The sequence below is a fragment of the Paenibacillus polymyxa genome (assembly GCF_001719045.1).
Classification (GTDB): domain Bacteria; phylum Bacillota; class Bacilli; order Paenibacillales; family Paenibacillaceae; genus Paenibacillus; species Paenibacillus polymyxa_B.
Genome location: NZ_CP015423.1, coordinates 1,832,078 through 1,852,390, shown reverse-complemented (window position 1 = coordinate 1,852,390; position 20,313 = coordinate 1,832,078). Strand labels below are relative to the sequence as shown.

Genomic DNA, 20,313 nt, shown 5'->3' with positions numbered 1-20,313 from the left:
CAGCACAAGTGTTTCGCGGGTCCTCCAAAAACATAGATAAGGAATGGGGTTTTAGCCTCATTCCTTATCTATGTTTTTGGAATGCCTTCTTACGGAAACACTACTTCCAATCAACAAGGGTGTTGCCGTTTAAGCAGGTATAGTATAATACATGAGTTACAGATAAGGAGAGGCCAATGAGAATTCTAATTGTTGACGATAACCCGACGAATGTCATTATTATTCGTGAAATACTGAAAAAAGAAAATTATCGGGATGTGATCTCTGCTAGCTCGGCCGCAGAAATGTTGGAGCATCTGGGAATCGGCGACCGTACCATTAGTCTTCGGCCCCGTCCTTCCGATATTGATCTGGTGCTGCTGGATATGATGATGCCTGAAATGGACGGCATTGAAGCTTGCAGTATTGTGCAGGAATATGAGCATTTAAAAGATATCCCGATTATTATGGTAACGGCGGTAGGAGATTCCAAAAAATTGGCCGAAGCTCTAGATGTGGGAGCCGTCGATTACGTCACGAAGCCGATCAACAAGGTAGAGCTCATGGCGCGAATCCGGTCTGCCTTGCGTCTCAAACAGGAGAAGGATTGGCATAAGGATCGGGATCAGCGAATTCAGGATGAGTTGAAGCTGGCCGCGATGGTGCAGCAGGCGGTGCTTAGTCCTGCCATCCATGACCAAGTGCTGCAAGTGAATGCGCTCTATCAGCCTTCCTTTGAACTGGCAGGGGATTTATATTCATGGTATCCGTTAGGGGAGGGGCGATATGCCATCATTTTGCTTGATATGATGGGGCATGGCATTTCTTCCTCGTTGTTCTGCATGTTCATTGCGTCTGTACTTAAGGATACGGTGACCACATATGTGGAGCCTGAGAAAGTCATACAAGAGCTGAATCGTCGTTTTAATCAACTGGATCTGGGCAAGCAGCTGGTACAGTATTATTTTACGGCGATTTATATGGTGATTGATACCCGTTCACGGCGAATTGACTATGTAAATGCGGGACATCCTCCCGGTTTGCTGTTCAACCAGGATGGCAGCATTACCAAATTTGACCGTGCATGTAGCCCGGTTGGTTTGTTTGATAAGATTGATGCAGAAATGCACACGATTCATTATGAAGGAACTGGACATATCGCTTTGTATACGGATGGCTTGCTGGAAGCGGTGGAAGGTGAATATGAGGAGCAGTTGGAGTATCTGACTGAGTGTCTACGTAAGTATGAGGAATGGAACGAAGAAGCGATGCTGGATGCATTTTTTCGTAATGAGACGCCACAGGATCGCGATGATGATAAGTGCCTGATCTGGATTTCATTGAAAGAGGGAGAGAGCTTGCATGAAAATCAGAAATAAACTGCTGATCGGCTTTGGATCGCTTATGGCGATCCTCCTTGTGCTGACGCTAATCAGCTATGACCGGATGGGGAGCCTGAATGAACAGCTAAACCAGGTTTATCAGGATCGATATATGAAGGTCCGGAAAACAACAGCTATTCGCGGGCAGGTGAATGATATGGCCAAAGTGATGGCCAATCTGATCTTGAATCCAGGTTCCTCCGTTAGTGAGGCCAAACGCGAGCTGGACGATATTTCGGCTACTGGAACGAAAGTGCTGACTAGTCTGCAAACGAATTCCGGCACCAGTGAAGAGCAACAGCAGGTTGATCGGGTAGCCGTCGCGTGGAATGAATTTTTAAGTTACGAACAAAGACTGGTTTCTTTGTTGGGGCAAGATCGTATTGATGAGGCTAACGCTTTCCGCAATAGTACTGGTTTGCCTGCCCAAGAAGAGGCGATGGATAGTATTAATGCCCTTGCCGTTTTTCAGGATCGGGAAATTGATAGCGACATGAAGCAGGCCAATTTGGCGTATGAAGAATCTGTGCAGATTACCACAATTCTGATGGCCGCCGGCCTGATCATGGGCTTACTGGTTATTTTGTGGGTGCTCCCAAGCATTGCCAAAGGTCTAAATGTCGTGAATCTCATGATTAATGGTTTTGGCAAGGGAAAGTACAGGGCCATCAGCCGAATAAGTGTTGCCTCCAAAGATGAAATTGGTGAGGTCGCTCGTGTATTTCAACAAATGGCCGGAGACTTGGAAGAAAAGCGGAAATTTGAACATTCCGTCCTTCAAACGCAGAAGGACCAAACTTGGCTTAATGCCAATACTGCTCGGGTGACTGAGTTGTTCCGTGGCGTAAATTCACTGGAGCAGGTTGCTCAGATGTTCATTAGTGAGTTTACGCCCATCTTGGGAGGCAGCTATGGAGCCATCTATTTGCAAGGGAAAGATGTAGAAGACAACCGTTTTAAGTTATACGGTTCCTATGCAAAGGTGACTGGCGAAAATTCGATTAGGGACATTATCCATGTGGGCGAAGGATTGCTCGGACAATGTGTTCTGGATCGTAAGCCGATCTTGATTACAGAGGCTCCTGACGGATATTTGTCCATAGGCTCTGCCTTAGGAGAAAGTAAGCCCGTGGGAATTATGATTTTCCCTATTTTGTTCGAGGATGAGTGTATTGGTGCTGTAGAAATAGCGTCACTGGATCGCTTCAGTGATCTGGAAACCAAGCTGTTTGCTCAATTAGTAGAGAGCTTGGGGATCATTCTGAACAATATCAAGGGACGGATGCGTGTAGAGCAATTGCTGCGCGAATCTCAGGCACTTACTGAGGAATTGCAATGCCAATCCGAAGAACTACAAACTCAGCAAGAGGAACTCAAGCGCTCCAACGAAAATTTGGAGGAGCAAACAGAAGAACTCAAGCGTTCAGAGGAATTGTTACAACGTCAACAAGAAGAATTGGAGCATTTTAATACTGAACTGATTGCCAAAACGAGAGCGCTAGAAGAACAAGTTCGAGAAGTGGAAGAAAAGAACGACGAGATTGAACATGCACGAGCTCAGTTGGAGCAACAAGCAATGCAGCTAGGAATCACAAGCAAATACAAATCCGAGTTTTTGGCCAATATGTCTCATGAGCTGCGTACTCCGCTAAATAGCTTGCTTATTCTTTCTCAGCTCTTGTCTGAGAACAAGGAAGGCAATCTCAAGCCAAAGCAAGTGGAATATGCACAAACCATTTATATGTCAGGCGCCGATTTGTTGAAAATGATTGATGAAATTCTGGATTTATCCAAAGTGGACGCTGGAAAAATGGATATTAACCATGAAGCGGTCCACTTGAAGGAACTGGAACTGTTTGTGGAGCAGAATTTTGCTCCGGTCGCAGCCCAACGTGAGCTTCAACTGCATACCGAGATTGAAGAGAACCTGCCAGATGCCATTATCAGTGACGGTTATCGTCTCAAACAAATTTTACGTAATTTGCTGTCCAATGCGTTCAAGTTCACCACGGAAGGTTCTATTCGTTTCAATGTATCCCGGGCAAACGGAGAGCAGCTTCCTGGTCTGCTAAATCCAAGAAGAGCCTATCTGGCTCTATCTGTGCGTGATACGGGCATTGGGATTGCTTCCGATAAAACGGATCTGATCTTCGAAGCCTTCCAGCAGGTAGACGGTACAACCAGCCGGAAGTACGGAGGGACAGGACTAGGTCTGTCGATCAGCCGCGAGCTTTCCAGATTGTTGGGCGGCGTTATTACGGTGGAATCCGAGCAGGGACAGGGCAGTTGCTTCACACTGTATTTGCCGGAACAAACGCCAACGGCTGAGGATATGGATTCTCATTCGAGAGAGGAATTTAACGGTACGGTTGTGAATTCGGATTTTGAGAATGTCGTAGCCTCGGCAGAAACGGATCTTCCCATGATTATGCCTGCTAAACGTTTGCCATTATATCAGATGCCTTCGAAAAACAAAGCAGCGGACATTATACATCCGGGGGACGACCGAAACGAGATTACCTCACAGGATAAAGTGCTGCTGATTATTGAGGATGATATTAATTTTGCTAATATTTTGTACGATATGGCCCGTAGTCGGGGCTTTAAGGCCCTGATCGCTCTCCAAGGAGACGATGGGCTCAACATGGCTCAGTCTTATTTGCCGGACGCTATTATATTAGATATTCAATTACCTGTGATGGATGGCTGGTCCATTTTGGGCGAGCTAAAAGGAAATTCATCGACACGTCATATTCCAGTGCATGTTATTTCGGTCATAGATGATGTGAAGCAGGGCTTGATGATGGGTGCGATTGCCTATCTCAAAAAGCCATCTTCGAAGGAAAGTCTGGATAAAGCATTTTCACATATCAAATCGTATACGGACCAGATGGTCAAACGTCTCCTTGTGGTTGAAGATGATGATAATCAGCGTAAATCCATTATTGAGCTGATCGATCATGATGATGTTGCCATTACGGCGGTATCGACAGGTCAGGAAGCACTAAATGAGCTGGCTACCCAGCGGTATGACTGCATGGTACTGGATCTGATGCTGAGCGATATGACTGGTTTTGAACTGCTGGATCGTATTCGAGAGAATGAGCAGCTAACTGATCTGCCGATCATTATTTATACAGGCAAAGATCTGGATAGCAAAGAAGAAACGCAACTTCGTAAATATGCAGAGTCTATTATTATTAAGGATGTTAAATCGCCGGAACGGCTTTTGGACGAAACAACGTTGTTCTTGCATCGTGTAGAGGCGAACCTTCCTGAGGACAAACGCAAAATTTTGCAGAAGCTATACAACAAGGAAGAACTGTTTGAAGGAAAAAAAATATTGTTGGTAGACGATGATATTCGCAATGTATTTGCTCTGTCTAGTGTGCTGGAAAGCTATCGTATGGAGGTTACCTTTGCGGAAAATGGAAGAGAAGCACTGGAACTGCTGGAACAGACACCTGATTTTGATCTGGTGCTGATGGATATGATGATGCCGGAAATGGATGGATATGAAGCGATGCGACGTATCCGGCTAATGCCACAATTCGAGAAGATGCCTATTATTGCCCTGACAGCCAAGGCCATGAAGGATGATCGTTCCAAGTGTATTGAGGCAGGCGCTTCCGATTATGTGAAAAAACCGATTCAAACCGAACAGCTTTTATCATTAATGCGGGTTTGGTTGTATTCGTAACCCAAAAAAATGGGTAATATAAATCGACACATGATTGGAGCGGCATAGGCAAAACCTATTTAGGAATTGGAGAGAGATTATGACATCTAAGGATATGGCGGATAATGCTGCTAATGAAGTGAAATCGAATGATACTGAGCGGGAATTGATTGAGATTGAGCTGTTGCTGGAAGGTATACATCGGCTGTACGGCTACGATTTTCGTAACTATGCTCTGCCTTCGATTAAGCGGCGTGTTTATTATCATGCGCAGTCCGAGAACGTAAGCACGATATCAGGACTTCAGGAGAAGGTGCTGCATGATCGCAGCGCCTTCGATAGACTGGTACAAAGCCTTTCCATTCCGGTGACCGAGATGTTCCGTGACCCGGAGCTGTTTCTAAATTTCAGGCAGAAAATCATTCCTATTTTGCGAACGTATCCGTACATTCGAATCTGGCATGCAGGTTGTTCCACTGGTGAGGAAGTATATTCTATGGCGATCTTGCTGCATGAAGAAGGCTTATATGATAAGGCTCGCATTTATGCGACGGATATGAATAACCTGTCTTTACAGCAGGCGAAGGAAGGCGTATACGGGATCGACCGAATGAAGCTGTATACCAAAAATTATTTGGAGTCCGGGGGCACACAATCGTTCTCTGAATATTATACAGCCAAGTATGATTCAGTGATGTTTCATCCTTTTTTACGGAAGAATATTATTTTTGCGGAGCACAACTTAGCGACAGACCGGTCCTTTAACGAGTTCAATGTGATTTTTTGCCGGAATGTCATGATCTATTTTAACGACGAACTTCGCAACCATGTACATGGGTTGTTTTATGATAGCTTAAGTCATTTTGGTGTGTTGGTGCTTGGGGCCAAGGAATCCATACATTTTACCGATTATAGTGATTCCTACGAGCCGCTGGACCGGATAGAAAAAATATACCGGAAGATTAAATAGAGATGCTTAGGAGGATTCCATGGGGCTTCATGAACCGATTCATATATTGCTGGTAGATGACAGACCTGAGAACCTGCTCGCTCTTGAGGCGGTGCTGGAGAGTGAACAATATAATCTGGTAAAAGCCACATCCGGGGAAGAAGCGCTGCGATGTCTATTAAAAGATGAATTCGCACTTGTAGTCCTTGATGTGCAGATGCCGGGTATGGATGGAATTGAGACTGCAAAGTTAATCAAGGCCAGAGAGAAAACAAAGGATATTCCGATCATCTTTATTTCAGCTAACAGCAAGGAAGCTGAGCATTTGTTTGCGGGATATTCGGCCGGTGGTATTGATTATATGGTGAAGCCGTTCATCCCTCAAATTCTCAAGTCCAAAATTGAAGGCTTCGTGCAAATGTATCTGACAAACAAACGCTTGAAGACACAATCCATGCTGCTTCACCACAAGACGCAGGAGCTTGAGAAGATGAACAGCGAACTGATTGCCGCCAAGGAGGCAGCAGAGATTGCTGCCAATGCCAAAACGGAATTTCTGGCAATGATGAGCCATGAGATCCGTACACCTATGAACGGTGTTATTGGCATGATTGATCTGCTGATGGAGACAGAGCTGCAGACCGATCAGCAGGAATATGCTGATATCATCCGTCGTAGCGCAGACGCGCTGGTAGCGGTCATTAATGATATTCTGGACTTTACCAAGCTGGAGTCAGGCAAAATGGAGGTAGAGGAATATCCTTTTGATCTGGTTTCCTGTATCAAGGAAGTTTTCAGCCTGTTTACAGTAGAAGTCAACCGAAAGAATTTGGAGCTGGTTTATTTTCTCGATGAACAGATGCCACCGGTGTTATATGGAGATATGGGGCGATTGCGACAAGTATTGATTAACCTGGTATCCAATGCCGTCAAATTTACAGACCGAGGCGGGGTATATGTCTTCGCATCTGTCAAAGAGCACAGTGACAATGGACTTACCGTTGAGTTTTCTGTGAAGGATACAGGCATTGGCATTGATTCGGCTAAGGTCGGAAGGCTATTTCAGCCCTTTTCCCAACTGGATTCTTCAATGACGCGTAAATATGGTGGTACCGGGTTAGGACTTGCCATTTGTAAAACCTTGGTGAATATGATGGGCGGAGATATTCGTGTAGATACGAGTGGAGAACAAGGCGTGACGTTTCATTTTACAATGAAGCTTGGCTTTGCTGAGGAAAATGAACTGAAGGGGGAGTCCAGCCACGATTGGGAAATTCCACATCAGGAGTCTCCAAGTCGTAAACCTGTACTGGTGGTGGATGACCATCCGATCAACCAGAAGCTAATGGTTAATATACTGGATAAGCTTGGTTTAGCTTCAGATGTGGCAGCAGATGGGCAACAGGCGCTTGATATGGTCATGGCGAATCAGGACTATGACTATATCTTTATGGACTTGCAGATGCCCGTGATGGACGGTCTGGAATGTACGGGTAGAATGCGTAAACAATTGGCGGGAAGATCCCAACCTGCCATTATCGCCATGACGGCTAACGTCATGGAGGGTATTCAGCCTCGATGTATTGAAGCTGGGATGAACGATTATATTAGTAAGCCCGTTAAAATCAGCAGTGTAAAACAGGCGTTGCTACGGCATTCTCCGGACCATTTTCCAATGCAGCCGGGTAAAGATCAAATCAATGAAGCCTAGATGGTGGCATTTGGTAGTGTTTAAAAAGTTATACCGTGATTCAAACGCTCGTATAATGGGTTAGTATGTAGGGAAATCTTTTTTCGGGAGAGTAGGCCTATGAATACAAATAAAAATGAGAAATTTAATGCAATTACAGAAACAACCGATGGCGTAAATACCGTTTATCTGAGTGGAGAGTTGGATCTTTCGGTAGCACCTGATTTTCGTCTGGTGATGGAGCCTTTGGTGGGGGAGTCCAGCCAAGATTTGATTATTAACTTGAGAGACCTTAAATACATTGACAGCACGGGTATTGGTATCTTGTTATCCATTTTAAAAGCAAGGCATGGGATGGAGTCTCGCTTTGCTGTTCAAGAGGTACCGCCTCAAATTCAAAAGCTGTTTGATATGACCGGTATTGCCAAATTCTTTGTCCCCCAGGAGAATTCCCAATAGGAAAGGAAAGAAAAAGAAATGAATGCTCAAATTCAAAAAGTAGTTCTTAATTTGCCGGCAACTGCTGACTTTGTTGATATTGTAAGATTAAATTTATACGGTATTGCCGCGAAAATGGGATTCTCTTATGAGGATATTGAAGACATGAAAGTGGCTGTATCGGAAGCCTGTAATAACTCTGTCCTTTATGCATATGGTCATGAGGGGGGAGTCGTGGAAGTGACATTTGAATTTGATGAAGCTTCGTTGTCCATTCGTGTCAAAGATGAAGGGGAGAGCTTTGAACGTGTGGAGGACCCGTCCCGTATCGCATCCTTGCATGACAAGGAGTTGAATGATGCGCAGATAGGCGGATTAGGCTTTTATCTCATGCAGGCGCTTATGGACGATGTCCATATCTTGAATGAGACAGGAAAAGGCACCGAAGTGGTGCTGGTAAAGCGCCTAACCAGAAGTGAGGAAAGAGTATGAATGAAAAGGTAACTCCCCCGGAGTCGATGGATGAAGCCGTTGGTCTAATCTGGGAGTACCAGCAAACAAAAGATAACGAGATTGCTACCGTGCTGATCCGCAAGTATGAGCCAATGGTCAAGATGGCTGCCGGGAAGATCTCCCGTAACCGTCCGGACTTATACGAGGATTTATATCAGACCGGTCAGATGGCTTTGATACGTCTGCTTCAGCAATACGATATCAGCTTGGGTATCCCATTTGAACCGTATGCTATGAAAAGTATGCTGGGACATATGAAAAATTATTTGCGCGACAAATCCTGGTACATCCAGGTTCCTCGCCGCATTAAGGAAAAGGGTGCGCTTGTTCAACATGCTATTGATGAACTGACCGTTAAATTGGAACGCTCACCCAATGTAGACGAGATTGCGACCTATTTGGATCTTACCGTAGAAGAAACGATCGAGGTGCTTGCTGGTCGTGAGTGCTATCACTATGTTTCACTAGACTCTCCTTTATCTCAGGAAGAGAGTGCAGCTACGTTAGGCGAGCTCATTAGCTCGGATGCTAACGATTATGACACTGTGGAAAAACGAATGGATTTGCAGCAGGCTTTAAGCCAACTGAAGGAGCAGGAACAAAAGGTGCTTCTTCTGGCATTTCAGGACGGTCAATCTCAACGTGCGATTGCACAGACGTTGGGCGTATCGCAGATGAGCGTTTCACGTATTCAGAAGCGGGCAACGGAAAAGCTGAAGCAGATTATGTCTAATTCCTCTATTTCATGAGAAGACCGCGGAATTCTTGGCTTAACATATTTGGCGTCACATCGTAAGGACACGTTATTCCGATATGGGAAGCGTGTCCTTTTTATAAAGCGAAAAAAGTTGGGAGGAAGGTTGGAATCCATGACAGCATTTGAACAGATTTCTTCCTTTCGTGGAGGATGGGAATGGTGGGACATCAGTGCTGGGAATTGGCAAGATTCGGTCATACAGCACTTGAAGGAGAAGCTCCCAGAAGCCGCGGAATGGCTGGACAAGGTAGAGGACATTCCATCCAGCTTTATATCTGTGCGCTTTCCAGATGGCAATCAGCCCTTAATGTACGGGTCGCTGATCTACTCCGTTCAGGAGGAGATCGACAGTCAGCGTAATTGCAACAAGTTTTATTTTTTGGTTCTAAACCAGAAGTTAGTGACGTTAAATCTGGATCAAAATACCCGTGAAATCATGCACACCGCGGAACGCCAAAAAATGCTGGAACAGTGTGAGGATGCAGCTGACGGCATGTTTGTATTGGCGAGAGCCGTGCTTCATTATTTTCATACAGGTATGGATAAGTTCGAGATCAACCTGAGAAGACTGGAAGAGGAGATGGAGAAAAGGAATGCCCGTACGCTGATGGATTCTATATTGAATGCACGTTTCGAGCTGTTGTATTGGAGCAATATGTTCATTCCTTTTTCAGAGCTGGTGACGGCTTCTCGGGAGGCATATCTGGATCAACTGGAGGAGAATCGTTTTTTTAAGCAGTTACTTTACCGTGTTACTCGGATGGAAGGACTTTTCCTGCATTATGAAAAGGAAATCGACACATTGATCTCCATTGACGACGCCATTTCCGCATTTAGGGGGAATGAGATTACGAAGACGCTCACCATTGTCACCGCCGTATTTACACCAGCAACCGTAGTGGGCGCTATATGGGGCATGAACTTTGAAAATCTGCCTTGGATTAAAACAGGCTGGGGTTTTACCACCGTGATTATTGCCACATTGCTAAGTATGGCGGGAATGTACGGCTGGCTGATGATGAAGGGGTGGACAGGAGATTTATTGAAGGCTAACAAGCGCAACAAATTGTAGCGGTTGATTACAGCTGTTACAATGTACAAATAAAAAACGATCCATCGTAACTGGAGGCTCTTTGAGGAGTCTATTATCGGTTACGATGGATCGTTTTTAAATGAGATAAGGACGATTACTTAGTACCTTGGCTCATTTTGATATATCCTAATAATTCGGCGATGAAATCTCCGATGACCGGAAGATTTAACTGTACCAGGAAACTGAGCAACCAAGCGAGCAAGGCGAGTATAACCACTGTGCCCAGCGTAAGACCGAGACCACGTGCAATGCCTGCGGTCAGATTGCTCATAATTCTTCTTTTAGTGCTGGAGTAGTTCTCCAGAATATCTTTGAATTCTGCTCTTTCGAGCGTATCTGCTATTTGATCTAAGCGTTTGTTAAGCCGCTTGACCTCATGGCGCAGCTCAAAAGGATGCTCATTTACATCAAAGTCCCTCTCCTGATCATGTGTTTTAACATGATTATGAGTAGAAGAAGTCTGCTTGGATGAAACTTCATCTGGCTGATCTTGAGCCTGTAGGGGATGAAAGGTTCTTTTGTTCTTCGCGGTAAGATCATCTCCATAGGAATTTGGCTTGTTCATTGTCATCCCAGCCTTTCTATCATTTAAAAACAGCCAGCTTCTTGCATGCTGGCTGTTCAGTGTAGGGCTTATTTTTTGCCATCAGAATGTGTAGCTGTTAGGAATTTGCATTCAATTGTTTTTGCGTATCCTTGGCCGCTTGAGCCGTTGCATCCATAACTTCTTTATCCGCTTTGGCTGCTTCATTAGCGACATCTGCAGAAGCCTTGGTTACGCTGGATACGATGTTGTCTTTGCTCTCGGATACCGTTTTGGCTACATCTGCTGTTTTGGTGGAAACGGTTTTGGCCAAATCTGTCGCTTTGCTGCTCACTACAGATGCCACGTCCTTTGTTTTATCGGAGACAACTGTAATTTTATCAGACAGATCACTACGCAAATCACGACCCGGCTTCGGCGCGAATAGCAGGGCTGCGGCAGCACCAATCAAACCTCCAATAAATAAACCTTTTGCAAAACCTGAAGTACTTGCCATATTTTGATTGTCAATGTTACTCATGTTATATCACTCCTCTTATAGAATTAAAGAATAAAAAATATATATAAAATTTTAGGTAGCCCTTCTTAATAGCCTGGACGCCAGTCCGAGCAAGAACACGAACAATGCGGTTCCGAGTATGGCTGGAATGACTGCAAAATCTCCGATGACCGGGCCCCAGTCTCCCAATAGCATGACACCTAGCCAAGCTCCTACAAATCCAGCAATCATAGAGCCGGCAATGCCGCCAGGCATTTCATGACCAGCCAGTGCATCGCCAATCAATCCGATAATAATAGCCATTACAATACTTAGTACAATTCCCCACACAAGGATCGCCTCCCTTATCCTAAGTTCACAAAACCATAACGTTTTTGATGAATGCTGAGCTTCGATATTGCTGAGCCTTGCTTACTTCGTATATAAACGTCGTGACCCGGAGTGAAACAAAAAGCCGACTCAGACATTTACCGGTGGGGAGTGGAAGGAAGCTGCATGCGCGCTCGCCAATAGATCACAGGAACGGTAAACACCAGCCAAATTATACCCGCAATATAGCCACCCACGATATCTGTAGGAAAGTGAACGCCTAGATATACGCGGCTTAATCCAATCAAGAGAATCAGTAGTGCACCCAGAGCGCACGGAAGAAAGAGCGAACGCCCACGAATCTTTCGTTCTATGGTCCAAATGGCAAATATCGTTCCGAAAAATCCCATAGAAATCATCGCATGACCGCTGGGAAAACTATAACCCCCGGCTTCAACCAAATGTTGAAGTGACGGACGTTCCCGTTGCAAAATTTCCTTAATGAGCGTATTTAGCACCCACATCGCCGTAAAGCTGCTTAGGATCGCAAAGGAATAAGCTTTTGAACGAAGGCTGACCCAACACAAGGTAGCAGCACCGAGGGCGATGATCAACGACATGCGGAGTGAACCTAAAGATGTAATGAATATAGCGATGGTTAGCAGTTGGTAACGAGCAGCTGCTGTGTCTGGAAAAACGGCATCCTGTATGCGTTCATCCCAATATAGAAAAGGAGCTGTGCCAATCCACTTCACAGAGTAGGCGATGAGAAGCAACACAGCGATCATGATAATAGATGCACACAGACTACGGCGCAAATAGCTTGGTAGGAACCGGGATGGTTGGGGTTCATGAGATAGCATATGTAATAAATCTCCTCCTTATGGCTATGATAGATTCAATTTTTCGTACTATTAACTTAACTAATAATGAACTTAAGAGCAAAACCCGACGGAGACGACAGGCTGATTGAGGCATATAAGCCCGGGGTAAAGGGATCGTATCACAGCGTTTGTAATGCCAGGGCCGGAAGTGGAATAGTCATCACGAAGCAAAGCTGCTTTACGGAACTGTAATCCATGGAGGTGTTAAGGATGATTAAAATAGTGACATCGGCAGAAAGACATACCTCAAATAAAGGGTGGATTCATAGTGAGTTTAGCTTTTCGTTTGCCGATTATGAAGATCCGAGCAATGCCCATTTTGGCTGTATGCTAGCCCATAATGATAACGAGCTTGAACCGCAGCAAGGCTTCAAAAGACATCCGCATCACGATTTGGAAATCGTCACCTACGTGATTGAAGGCCAATTGCATCATAGCGACAGCTTAGGACATGAGCAGGATTTGAAAAGCGGCTCGATCCAGGTTCTGAGTGCAGGCACCGGAATTGAACATGAAGAGCGAAATACTGGGGATGAAAGACCGGTTCGTTTTTTGCAAATGTGGTTTTTACCCGAGAGTCCTGGCATTCAGCCTTCTTATCAGGTGCAAAGATTCAAGCACAGTGAACGTCTAAATCGGCTTCAGCCTGTTGTGTCTGGTTCAGAAGTGGAGGGGGCGTTATCCATCGCGCAGGATATAAATCTGTATCTGAGCAGATTGGAAAAAGGACAGCAGCTTGAATATCCGCAGCAAGAGGAGCGCCGCACCCACATCTATGTAGTTAACGGTCATGTGGAAGTTACGTGCCAGGATGGGGATTTTCAGTTAGGGCCTGGCGATGCCGCGCGAATTCAAAAAAGCTGTAACTTAAAGATACGAGCTACAGGCAATGAGGATATATCTGAACTGGTGTTAGCGGATTTGCCTTGAAGTATCCTTGAGTGAGTGAAGAAGTGTATGAAAATGCGCATATGCATTCGAAAAAATAAAGCTCGTATCCCGGTGCACGTCTGTTGAGACGAGCGGAGATACGAGCTTTATTTACGCTGACAGGGCCACTATCATGAAGGCTGTTGTTCATGATGATAGGTTGTAATACAGCTGAGCTGTATTCCTATAAGCTAATTCAGGAGGACTTACGCAATCTACCCAGTTCAGAAACAATAGCTTCAACCTCTGAAATGCTCAGGTTAGGCTTGCTTATCACCATATCATAGACATCATGGATGTCCTCGTATTGCTCCAGCGAGAAAGCGGATGCCTGCATAGCAGCACCACTCGCCATACGGAGCTTGGTTTTAATACCCTCAATCATATACTCAATGTTGGCATGAGACGGTACAGACAAATCCATCGTTAATTTTCCATCCTTTCATAACAGGGGAAGTTGCCTGTATTGTATCATGTTTTTGTTGTAGAATGTACTGAAAGCCAGATTACTGATATACAACCGAATCAAGGAGGATGGACAAAGTTGTCTTTGTATAATCGAGCTTCCGCACCCGGTCGCTCGTCCTTAGAACATAATGTAAAGAAAACAGATCGAGATGGACTCGCGCCGTTTTTCCGAGAAATTCATCATCAGCATGCTATAGATAAGTTGACTTTTGTTTGCATCGGTACAGATCGCTCATCGGGTGATTCACTCGGGCCACTGGTAGGCACCATGCTCAAGGAGCAAGGTTTTCCGCACGTGATTGGCACAATGACGGAGCCCTGTGATGCAGATCATCTGGTTTCATACTTGGAGTGCATTCCCCAAGATCATCATGTGATCGCCATAGATGCTTGTCTTGGACAGCACGGCTCAACGGGAATGTTTCTTATTGCGCGTGAACCGCTAACTCCTGCGCGATCGGTGGGGCTGTCTCTGCCGTCTGTTGGTCATTATAGTGTTGCAGCGATTGTGAATGAGCGCAGTCCCAAACCCTATTGGACACTCCAAATGACGTCGCTTCACTTGGTCATGACCATGGCTGCGCATATTGCTAATGCGGCGGCTTATGAATTTGGTTTAAAAACAGATTTGCAAGATTTTCCAGAGGGTTACCGTTTCAGATATTGATGGTCTGCTTAATAATATACATCAGCATGTTCTACTCACTAATATATTCAGATCCAATAGATTATATACAGAGAAGGAAGGGTTCCACATGGAAAAGGTATTATGCGAAGGAACGACGATCTGCTATGCCGAACAGGGAAAAGGAGATCCGATCATTCTATTGCACGGATTTTGCGGAAGCTCTTCCTACTGGGATGAGGTTGTTCCCTTGCTATCCCAAAGCTATCGTTGTATTGTTCCAGACTTGCGTGGACACGGACGCAGCGATGCTCCACTAGGAGCCTATACTATTGATCAAATGGCAGATGATGTGCTTAAACTTCAAGAACAATTGGACATTCCTCAGGCTGCCTGGTTTGGTCACTCCCTAGGAGGCTATCTTGCCCTTTCGGCAGTGCAGAGACATGCAGAACGCCTGACAGCCTTTGGACTGATTCATTCCACAGCATATGCAGATACGGATGAAGGTAAAGAAAAGCGGAATAAGGCTGTATCCACCATCCAAACGGAGGGGATTACGACCTTTGTAGATGGACTCGTACCGGGACTGTTTGCTCTTGATCATGTGAAGTCAATGTCCAGCCAATTACTTAAAGTCAAAGAAATTGGCTACAAAACACCACCACAAGGAGCCGTCGGAGCATCACTGGCTATGCGCGAGCGTACTGATCGGCGGGATGTGTTGTCGGCTTCTGCATTGCCAGCCCTTTTAGTAGCGGGTGAGCAGGATCAGGCGGTTCCTCCAGCGCGGACGTTTACAACAGATCGGGCCGGAGTAACTCAGGTTACCCTACCGGAAACAGGTCACATGAGCCTGTTCGAGGCACCGGAGTTATTAGCGAACACCATCTTGACATTTTTAGAGCAAAACTTGAAAAGGTAGACTAAGGTAAGCCCAAAAACCGGAACCTTCTGATGTGATAAACAGAAGGTTCCGGTTTTTGAGTAGTCAATTATTTTTAGGTGTGTAAGGTGTCTAATTTATATTGCTTTTGTTAAAGGCAAACGCTGTCGGCAAAACGTCAATACTCTCCAGATTTTTCTCATAGGCATATTTTTTAAGTGCTTCTTCTCCCATCTGAATCGAGACTTCCTTCAGCTTTTCCCGTTCGCTCGTGTATGTCATAAAGGGAACCGCAAAACCACATGAATTCTGCACCATGTGAACGTCCACAACAATGATTTGTCTTGCACCGGGAAGCGGTTTGAAGAGAGGGTACAGTTCATTCCATTGCTTAGTATCGGGCAGCGCGACGGTACCAGTACCATAGAGCTTTAGTACACTGGGAGCGCCCTCAAATGCACAAAACATGATTGTTACCCGTCCGTTCTCGATAATGTGGGCGCTTGTCTCGTTGCCGCTTCCCGCCAAGTCGAGATAGGCTACCCTTTGGTCCGATAGAATACGAAAGGAATCATATCCCTTGGGGGAAAGGTTAACGTGCCCTGTCTTGGATAGCGGTGCTGATCCTACAAAGAAAATGTGCTGCCGCTGTATAAACTCTTGATGTTCCGGTAATATCGAGCTAAATTGTTTACCCAAACTCCATCATCCTTTCTCACAAAAATATTCATATAAATTTTGTTTCTAAAGAAAATAATTACTATGAATTATTTTGTGGGATGTTTAAATATACTGATTATTTTTTGTTTCGTATGAAACAAAAATATCACAACACTAACGAAGAAGCAATATTGATTTAAAAAAAACCGTCATTCGCTAGTCACATGATCAGCTATAAAGTACTGTATCGTAGGAATTCACTGCCATACGTGAGCATTCTGACTTCCTGATCATTGATGTTATTAACTGAGGGTGAAGGTTATAAGTGGTATTTCTGCATGGTAGGGCATTTGGCTTTTAGACAAGGATGTCATACAATCAGAAGACAGAGTTTCTGGTTGTCTAGGCATCGGGATGAAAGGAAGGGAACGGCTTGCTTAGAAAAGATTATTTGCTCAGTATGATGGAAGAATTGACATCCGCAGTAGCATCGGTGCTCGGTCTAAGGCGTGAAAATAAACATGTCGAAGCGCTAAAACAGCTAGATGACCTGCTCAACAAGCAGTTTCGTCTTCGTTCAGATCTGCTCAGACGATTGCCGCCGGAACAAATTATTGAGCTTTTCCGATTGGGCCCTGGAATTGAAGCGGATAAGCTTCAGCAGGTGGCTCGCATTTTGGAAGAAGAAGCCGTGATTTACCTGGAAACCAGCAGAACAGACGAGGGCATACGAATCTTGATGAAATCTCTTCATTTATATTTGTACAGCGATACGAATGGCGCGACTCGTGATCTGCAGGTCTTGCCTGAACGAATAGCGTGTATCGTGAAACTGGTGCGTGAATATGAGCTTCCCCCTGAAACCAGCAAACTGTTGGCTGTTCATTACGAGCGAGAAAACAGGCTGGACGAAGCCGCCGATGTCTGGTTTGGATTGGCATGGGAGCAGCCAGAGCTTCTATCCGAAGCGGAGGCGTTTTACAGTCAATTACTGGATAAGACCAATGCAGAGCTGGAGCTGGGTGGAATTTCACGCCAGGAAGTCACCGAGGGTTTGACCGAGATCACCCAATTACATGAAAGAAAGTGAGATGTACCTTTTGGATTCACTGCGCGAACTTATATACCAATTGACCACGGGAGGATCCCTCATAACAGCGACGCTGAGTCAGCTTCGCAAACGGGAGGATGCTTCTTTTACTAAAGTGCAAATCAAACCTGTAGAATTGAAAAATAAGCTGCATTACCAGTTTGCTTTTCATTATAGCAACAAAGTCATTCATGAAAATCTGACCCCTGACGAAGCTAATGAGCGTATGACTGCCTTGTTTGAGGACACGTTCCGCCAAGGACTTCTATGCGCCAAAGATGCAGACTACCAAGTGCTGATCAGTAAAAAATATAAAGTATCCATTCTGACAAAGTCACCGAGCAAAAGTAAAGCCGACCTGTCTCATAATCGCAAAAAGCAATATGTACTCGAAGAAGGAGAGCGAATTCCTTTCCTGATTGAGCTGGGGATTATGAATGAGGATGGTAAGGTACTGGCCCGCAAGTATGATAAGTTTCGTCAAATTAACCGTTTTCTCGAAATGGTGCAGGATGTATTGCCTAGCCTTCCGGTAGGCCGCCCATTGACGATTGTGGATTTTGGTTGTGGCAAATCGTATTTGACCTTTGCTCTGTATCACTATTTGGCTGTACAGCAAAAGCGACCATTGCAGATCGTTGGTTTGGACTTGAAGGCAGATGTCATTGAAACCTGTAATGTTCTGGCTCAAAAGCTGCAATATCGACAGTTGGAGTTTTTGGTCGGTGATATCGCAGACTATAACGAACTGGAACAGGTGGATATGGTCGTTACCTTGCACGCTTGTGATACAGCAACAGATGCGGCGCTGGAAAAGGCCGTCCGCTGGGGAGCATCCGTTATTTTGTCGGTTCCGTGTTGCCAGCATGAGCTGTTCAGCCAACTAGAAAATCCAGTATTGGAGCCTTTGCTTTCCCACGGTATTTTAAAGGAGCGTTTTTCTGCACTGGCAACGGATGGAATCCGGGCCAAACTGCTGGATATGATGGGATATCGGACACAGCTATTGGAATTTATCGACATGGAGCATACACCTAAAAATATTCTGATTCGTGCCGTCAAAGGGCAGGCGGGAGAACAATCCGTTTTGTGGCGTGAATACACAGCATTTCGGGATTTTATTCATGCTGATCCTTATTTGGAACGCGCTTGTGCGGATTTGCTTCCCGAAGGAGCGGGGAAGAAGCAGACACATAGCTAGGAATATAGTAAAAGTGGAGCCACTGCGGGGTGGCTCCACTTTTTTGTAGTTCACAGTTCATGGTTGCAGTACGCCAATATCTATCCGCCATAGGCGCTTCTAAAAGCGGTGCACAAGACATCGCGATCCACCTTCCACAATGCCGCGAGCTCCTCGCTGACATCTTCGTCCCACCAGTCGCATAGTAGTTTGCGATTACTATGGTTTTCCGCAATCCAGATAAGGTGTCCGACGACCTTGCGGCAGTATAGCTCCTCGCCCTGCTTGACCAGATCAGGAGCAATGTGAACAGGCAGACGTTTGCAGGTTCGATACAACTCTTTGGTACATGCGCGGCGGATACCACGAGCCGTGGGTAAACGGGATTGTGAATTGTCATGTTTGGGGAATTTGCCGGGAGGCATATTGTACCCCCTCCTCTCTCTCCCAACTTATGCGGGCAGAGGAGCCGGGGTCACTGACCTCCCTATTTGGTCGAAGTGGCGACTTGTTCTGCCGCTGTGATACACTAATGAAAATAGAGAAACAGGCAGGGAGTGGGAAGAGAATTGGACCAAATATCTAGTATCATTAATTATTTGTTTGAGATCATTCGTAGTCTTGGGTATTTTGGTATTATGCTAGGCTTGATGGTTGAGGTCATTCCAAGCGAAATTGTCCTCGCTTATGGTGGCTTTTTAGTATCCTCGGGTCATATTAATTTTTTTGGCGCAGTCGTTTTTGGAACGATTGGCGGGGTTCTGGCCCAGTTGTTCATTTACTGGATTGGACGCTATGGCGGCAGACCGGTATTAGATAAGTACGGGAAATACATACTTATCAAAAAAAGTCATGTCGACCATGCTGAAGCCTGGTTTAACAAATACGGCACAGGGGTCATTTTCACAGCTCGCTTTATTCCTGTTGTGCGTCATGCCATCTCAATCCCTGCCGGGTTGGCTCGAATGAACGTATGGCGCTTTATTATTTTGACAACGCTAGCGATTATACCTTGGTCTGTTTTGTTTATATATTTAGGTATGCTGCTAGGAGACAAGTGGGAGCAAATTGACGAAGTGGCAGCACCTTACATCAAACCGATTTTGCTGGTTGCCCTTGCGCTCTTGATCATTTATTTTGTTATCAAATGGATTTTGTCCAAAAACAAAAAAGGAAGTGTATAACATGAGCCGTACTAATGTATCGCAATACTTCGGAAAGGGCTTAAGCCCTGAACAGTTTATGGAGGGCATGGAAAAGAACAAAGAAGCCTTCCGCTCTGGGTACGATCAGTTTGTGTGGAATCGCGAAGAGGATCGAGAGTATTTTGAAAGCCTGAACCATCGGGATGATCTGCGCGTGCTTATTTTGGCTGCCGACTGGTGTGGGGATGTGGTACGTAATGTGCCAGTTGTGTTCCGTGCACTGGAAAATAGCGGGATTCCGACCGAAGTATTAATCTTGGAAAACCATCAGGCGCTGATGGATGACTTCCTGACAATGGGCGGACGTGCTGTACCGATTGTGATTTTTGCGGATACAGGAGGTCACGTACTTGGCCACTGGGGACCACGCCCTGCACATGTCCAACAAATTATGATCGAATTCAAACGTGAAAATCCAGATCGGGAAGCCGATGATTATCAAGAAAAAATCGCAGTTGCTCGTAAAGAAATGGCTGAAAAATATGGGGAGGGAACCGAGGTCCATCCTGTGATTGTTCAGGAATTACGTGAGCTGATCTCGGGATTTTAACTT

General features: G+C 45.3%; 22 protein-coding genes. 15 read left to right on the top strand and 7 right to left on the bottom strand.

What is annotated here, in order from left to right; translation table 11 throughout:
* Positions 1 to 176 precede the first annotated feature (176 nt).
* The 8 genes from AOU00_RS08435 (at position 177) to AOU00_RS08400 (ending at position 10,459) form a co-directional block, all read left to right on the top strand.
* Positions 177 to 1,358 (top strand): PP2C family protein-serine/threonine phosphatase, encoded by a 1,182-nt coding sequence (locus AOU00_RS08435; protein WP_069290382.1) that lies wholly within the window; start codon positions 177 to 179, stop codon positions 1,356 to 1,358.
* Positions 1,342 to 5,061 carry a response regulator gene (locus AOU00_RS08430; RefSeq protein WP_069290381.1) on the top strand — a complete coding sequence of 1,240 codons (3,720 nt, stop codon included), beginning with the start codon at positions 1,342 to 1,344 and terminating at the stop codon, positions 5,059 to 5,061. The genes AOU00_RS08435 and AOU00_RS08430 overlap by 17 nt, the downstream gene beginning before the upstream one ends.
* A gap of 79 nt (positions 5,062 to 5,140) precedes the next feature.
* Positions 5,141 to 6,010, top strand: coding sequence for a CheR family methyltransferase (locus AOU00_RS08425; RefSeq protein ID WP_023990274.1), 870 nt, complete (start codon positions 5,141 to 5,143; stop codon positions 6,008 to 6,010).
* Positions 6,011 to 6,029: 19 nt separating this feature from the next.
* On the top strand, positions 6,030 to 7,700 hold the full coding sequence (locus AOU00_RS08420; protein ID WP_069290380.1) for a response regulator: 1,671 nt from the start codon (positions 6,030 to 6,032) through the stop codon (positions 7,698 to 7,700).
* 99 nt (positions 7,701 to 7,799) lie between these two features.
* Positions 7,800 to 8,138, top strand: coding sequence for an STAS domain-containing protein (locus AOU00_RS08415; RefSeq protein ID WP_023990272.1), 339 nt, complete (start codon positions 7,800 to 7,802; stop codon positions 8,136 to 8,138).
* Between the two features lie 18 nt (positions 8,139 to 8,156).
* Positions 8,157 to 8,609 (top strand): anti-sigma B factor RsbW, encoded by a 453-nt coding sequence (gene rsbW, locus AOU00_RS08410; RefSeq protein WP_061831463.1) that lies wholly within the window; start codon positions 8,157 to 8,159, stop codon positions 8,607 to 8,609.
* A complete protein-coding gene (locus AOU00_RS08405; protein WP_013311929.1) occupies positions 8,606 to 9,379 on the top strand; it encodes a sigma-70 family RNA polymerase sigma factor in 774 nt (257 codons plus the stop codon). The genes rsbW and AOU00_RS08405 overlap by 4 nt, the downstream gene beginning before the upstream one ends.
* A gap of 120 nt (positions 9,380 to 9,499) precedes the next feature.
* Positions 9,500 to 10,459, top strand: a complete 960-nt coding sequence (locus AOU00_RS08400) for a magnesium transporter CorA family protein (RefSeq protein ID WP_061831462.1) — start codon at positions 9,500 to 9,502, stop codon at positions 10,457 to 10,459.
* Positions 10,460 to 10,574: 115 nt separating this feature from the next.
* Here AOU00_RS08400 and AOU00_RS08395 read toward each other — a convergent pair whose 3' ends face one another.
* The 4 genes from AOU00_RS08395 to AOU00_RS08380 form a co-directional block, all read right to left on the bottom strand.
* The gene (locus tag AOU00_RS08395; RefSeq protein ID WP_061831461.1) at positions 10,575 to 11,051 is read right to left on the bottom strand and encodes a DUF5665 domain-containing protein; all 477 of its coding nucleotides are present in this window, start codon (positions 11,049 to 11,051) and stop codon (positions 10,575 to 10,577) included.
* A 91-nt stretch (positions 11,052 to 11,142) separates the two neighbouring features.
* Positions 11,143 to 11,544: a YtxH domain-containing protein gene (locus AOU00_RS08390; RefSeq protein WP_023990268.1), complete on the bottom strand. Its 402-nt coding sequence runs from the start codon at positions 11,542 to 11,544 to the stop codon at positions 11,143 to 11,145.
* Positions 11,545 to 11,595: 51 nt separating this feature from the next.
* The gene (locus AOU00_RS08385) at positions 11,596 to 11,853 is read right to left on the bottom strand and encodes a GlsB/YeaQ/YmgE family stress response membrane protein (protein ID WP_069011991.1); all 258 of its coding nucleotides are present in this window, start codon (positions 11,851 to 11,853) and stop codon (positions 11,596 to 11,598) included.
* A 137-nt stretch (positions 11,854 to 11,990) separates the two neighbouring features.
* Positions 11,991 to 12,695: a phosphatase PAP2 family protein gene (locus AOU00_RS08380; protein ID WP_069290379.1), complete on the bottom strand. Its 705-nt coding sequence runs from the start codon at positions 12,693 to 12,695 to the stop codon at positions 11,991 to 11,993.
* A 231-nt stretch (positions 12,696 to 12,926) separates the two neighbouring features.
* Here AOU00_RS08380 and AOU00_RS08375 point away from each other — a divergent pair, with 231 nt between their 5' ends.
* Positions 12,927 to 13,646, top strand: coding sequence for a pirin family protein (locus AOU00_RS08375; protein WP_069290378.1), 720 nt, complete (start codon positions 12,927 to 12,929; stop codon positions 13,644 to 13,646).
* Positions 13,647 to 13,842: 196 nt separating this feature from the next.
* Here the strand turns inward: AOU00_RS08375 and AOU00_RS08370 are convergent, their stop codons facing one another.
* On the bottom strand, positions 13,843 to 14,070 hold the full coding sequence (locus tag AOU00_RS08370; RefSeq protein WP_013373034.1) for a DUF1128 domain-containing protein: 228 nt from the start codon (positions 14,068 to 14,070) through the stop codon (positions 13,843 to 13,845).
* A 120-nt stretch (positions 14,071 to 14,190) separates the two neighbouring features.
* On the opposite strand from AOU00_RS08370, the gene yyaC reads away from it, so the two are divergent.
* Positions 14,191 to 14,781: a spore protease YyaC gene (gene yyaC / locus AOU00_RS08365; protein WP_069290377.1), complete on the top strand. Its 591-nt coding sequence runs from the start codon at positions 14,191 to 14,193 to the stop codon at positions 14,779 to 14,781.
* 88 nt (positions 14,782 to 14,869) lie between these two features.
* Positions 14,870 to 15,664, top strand: a complete 795-nt coding sequence (locus AOU00_RS08360) for an alpha/beta fold hydrolase (RefSeq protein WP_069290376.1) — start codon at positions 14,870 to 14,872, stop codon at positions 15,662 to 15,664.
* 93 nt (positions 15,665 to 15,757) lie between these two features.
* Here the strand turns inward: AOU00_RS08360 and AOU00_RS08355 are convergent, their stop codons facing one another.
* Positions 15,758 to 16,324: a pyridoxamine 5'-phosphate oxidase family protein gene (locus AOU00_RS08355; RefSeq protein WP_069290375.1), complete on the bottom strand. Its 567-nt coding sequence runs from the start codon at positions 16,322 to 16,324 to the stop codon at positions 15,758 to 15,760.
* A 394-nt stretch (positions 16,325 to 16,718) separates the two neighbouring features.
* Between AOU00_RS08355 and AOU00_RS08350 the strand changes: the two genes are divergently transcribed.
* Together AOU00_RS08350 and AOU00_RS08345 are read left to right on the top strand one after the other, a co-directional pair.
* Positions 16,719 to 17,375, top strand: coding sequence for a DUF6483 family protein (locus tag AOU00_RS08350; RefSeq protein WP_069290374.1), 657 nt, complete (start codon positions 16,719 to 16,721; stop codon positions 17,373 to 17,375).
* Positions 17,362 to 18,576, top strand: coding sequence for a class I SAM-dependent methyltransferase (locus AOU00_RS08345; protein WP_025721769.1), 1,215 nt, complete (start codon positions 17,362 to 17,364; stop codon positions 18,574 to 18,576). Before AOU00_RS08350 ends, AOU00_RS08345 begins: the two co-directional genes overlap by 14 nt.
* 80 nt (positions 18,577 to 18,656) lie before the next feature.
* Here the strand turns inward: AOU00_RS08345 and AOU00_RS08340 are convergent, their stop codons facing one another.
* On the bottom strand, positions 18,657 to 18,980 hold the full coding sequence (locus tag AOU00_RS08340) for a hypothetical protein (protein WP_013311916.1): 324 nt from the start codon (positions 18,978 to 18,980) through the stop codon (positions 18,657 to 18,659).
* Between the two features lie 144 nt (positions 18,981 to 19,124).
* On the opposite strand from AOU00_RS08340, the gene AOU00_RS08335 reads away from it, so the two are divergent.
* The gene (locus AOU00_RS08335; RefSeq protein ID WP_069290373.1) at positions 19,125 to 19,739 is read left to right on the top strand and encodes an undecaprenyl phosphate transporter UptA; all 615 of its coding nucleotides are present in this window, start codon (positions 19,125 to 19,127) and stop codon (positions 19,737 to 19,739) included.
* Between the two features lies 1 nt (position 19,740).
* On the top strand, positions 19,741 to 20,310 hold the full coding sequence (locus AOU00_RS08330; RefSeq protein WP_061831455.1) for a thioredoxin family protein: 570 nt from the start codon (positions 19,741 to 19,743) through the stop codon (positions 20,308 to 20,310).
* Positions 20,311 to 20,313 lie beyond the last annotated feature (3 nt).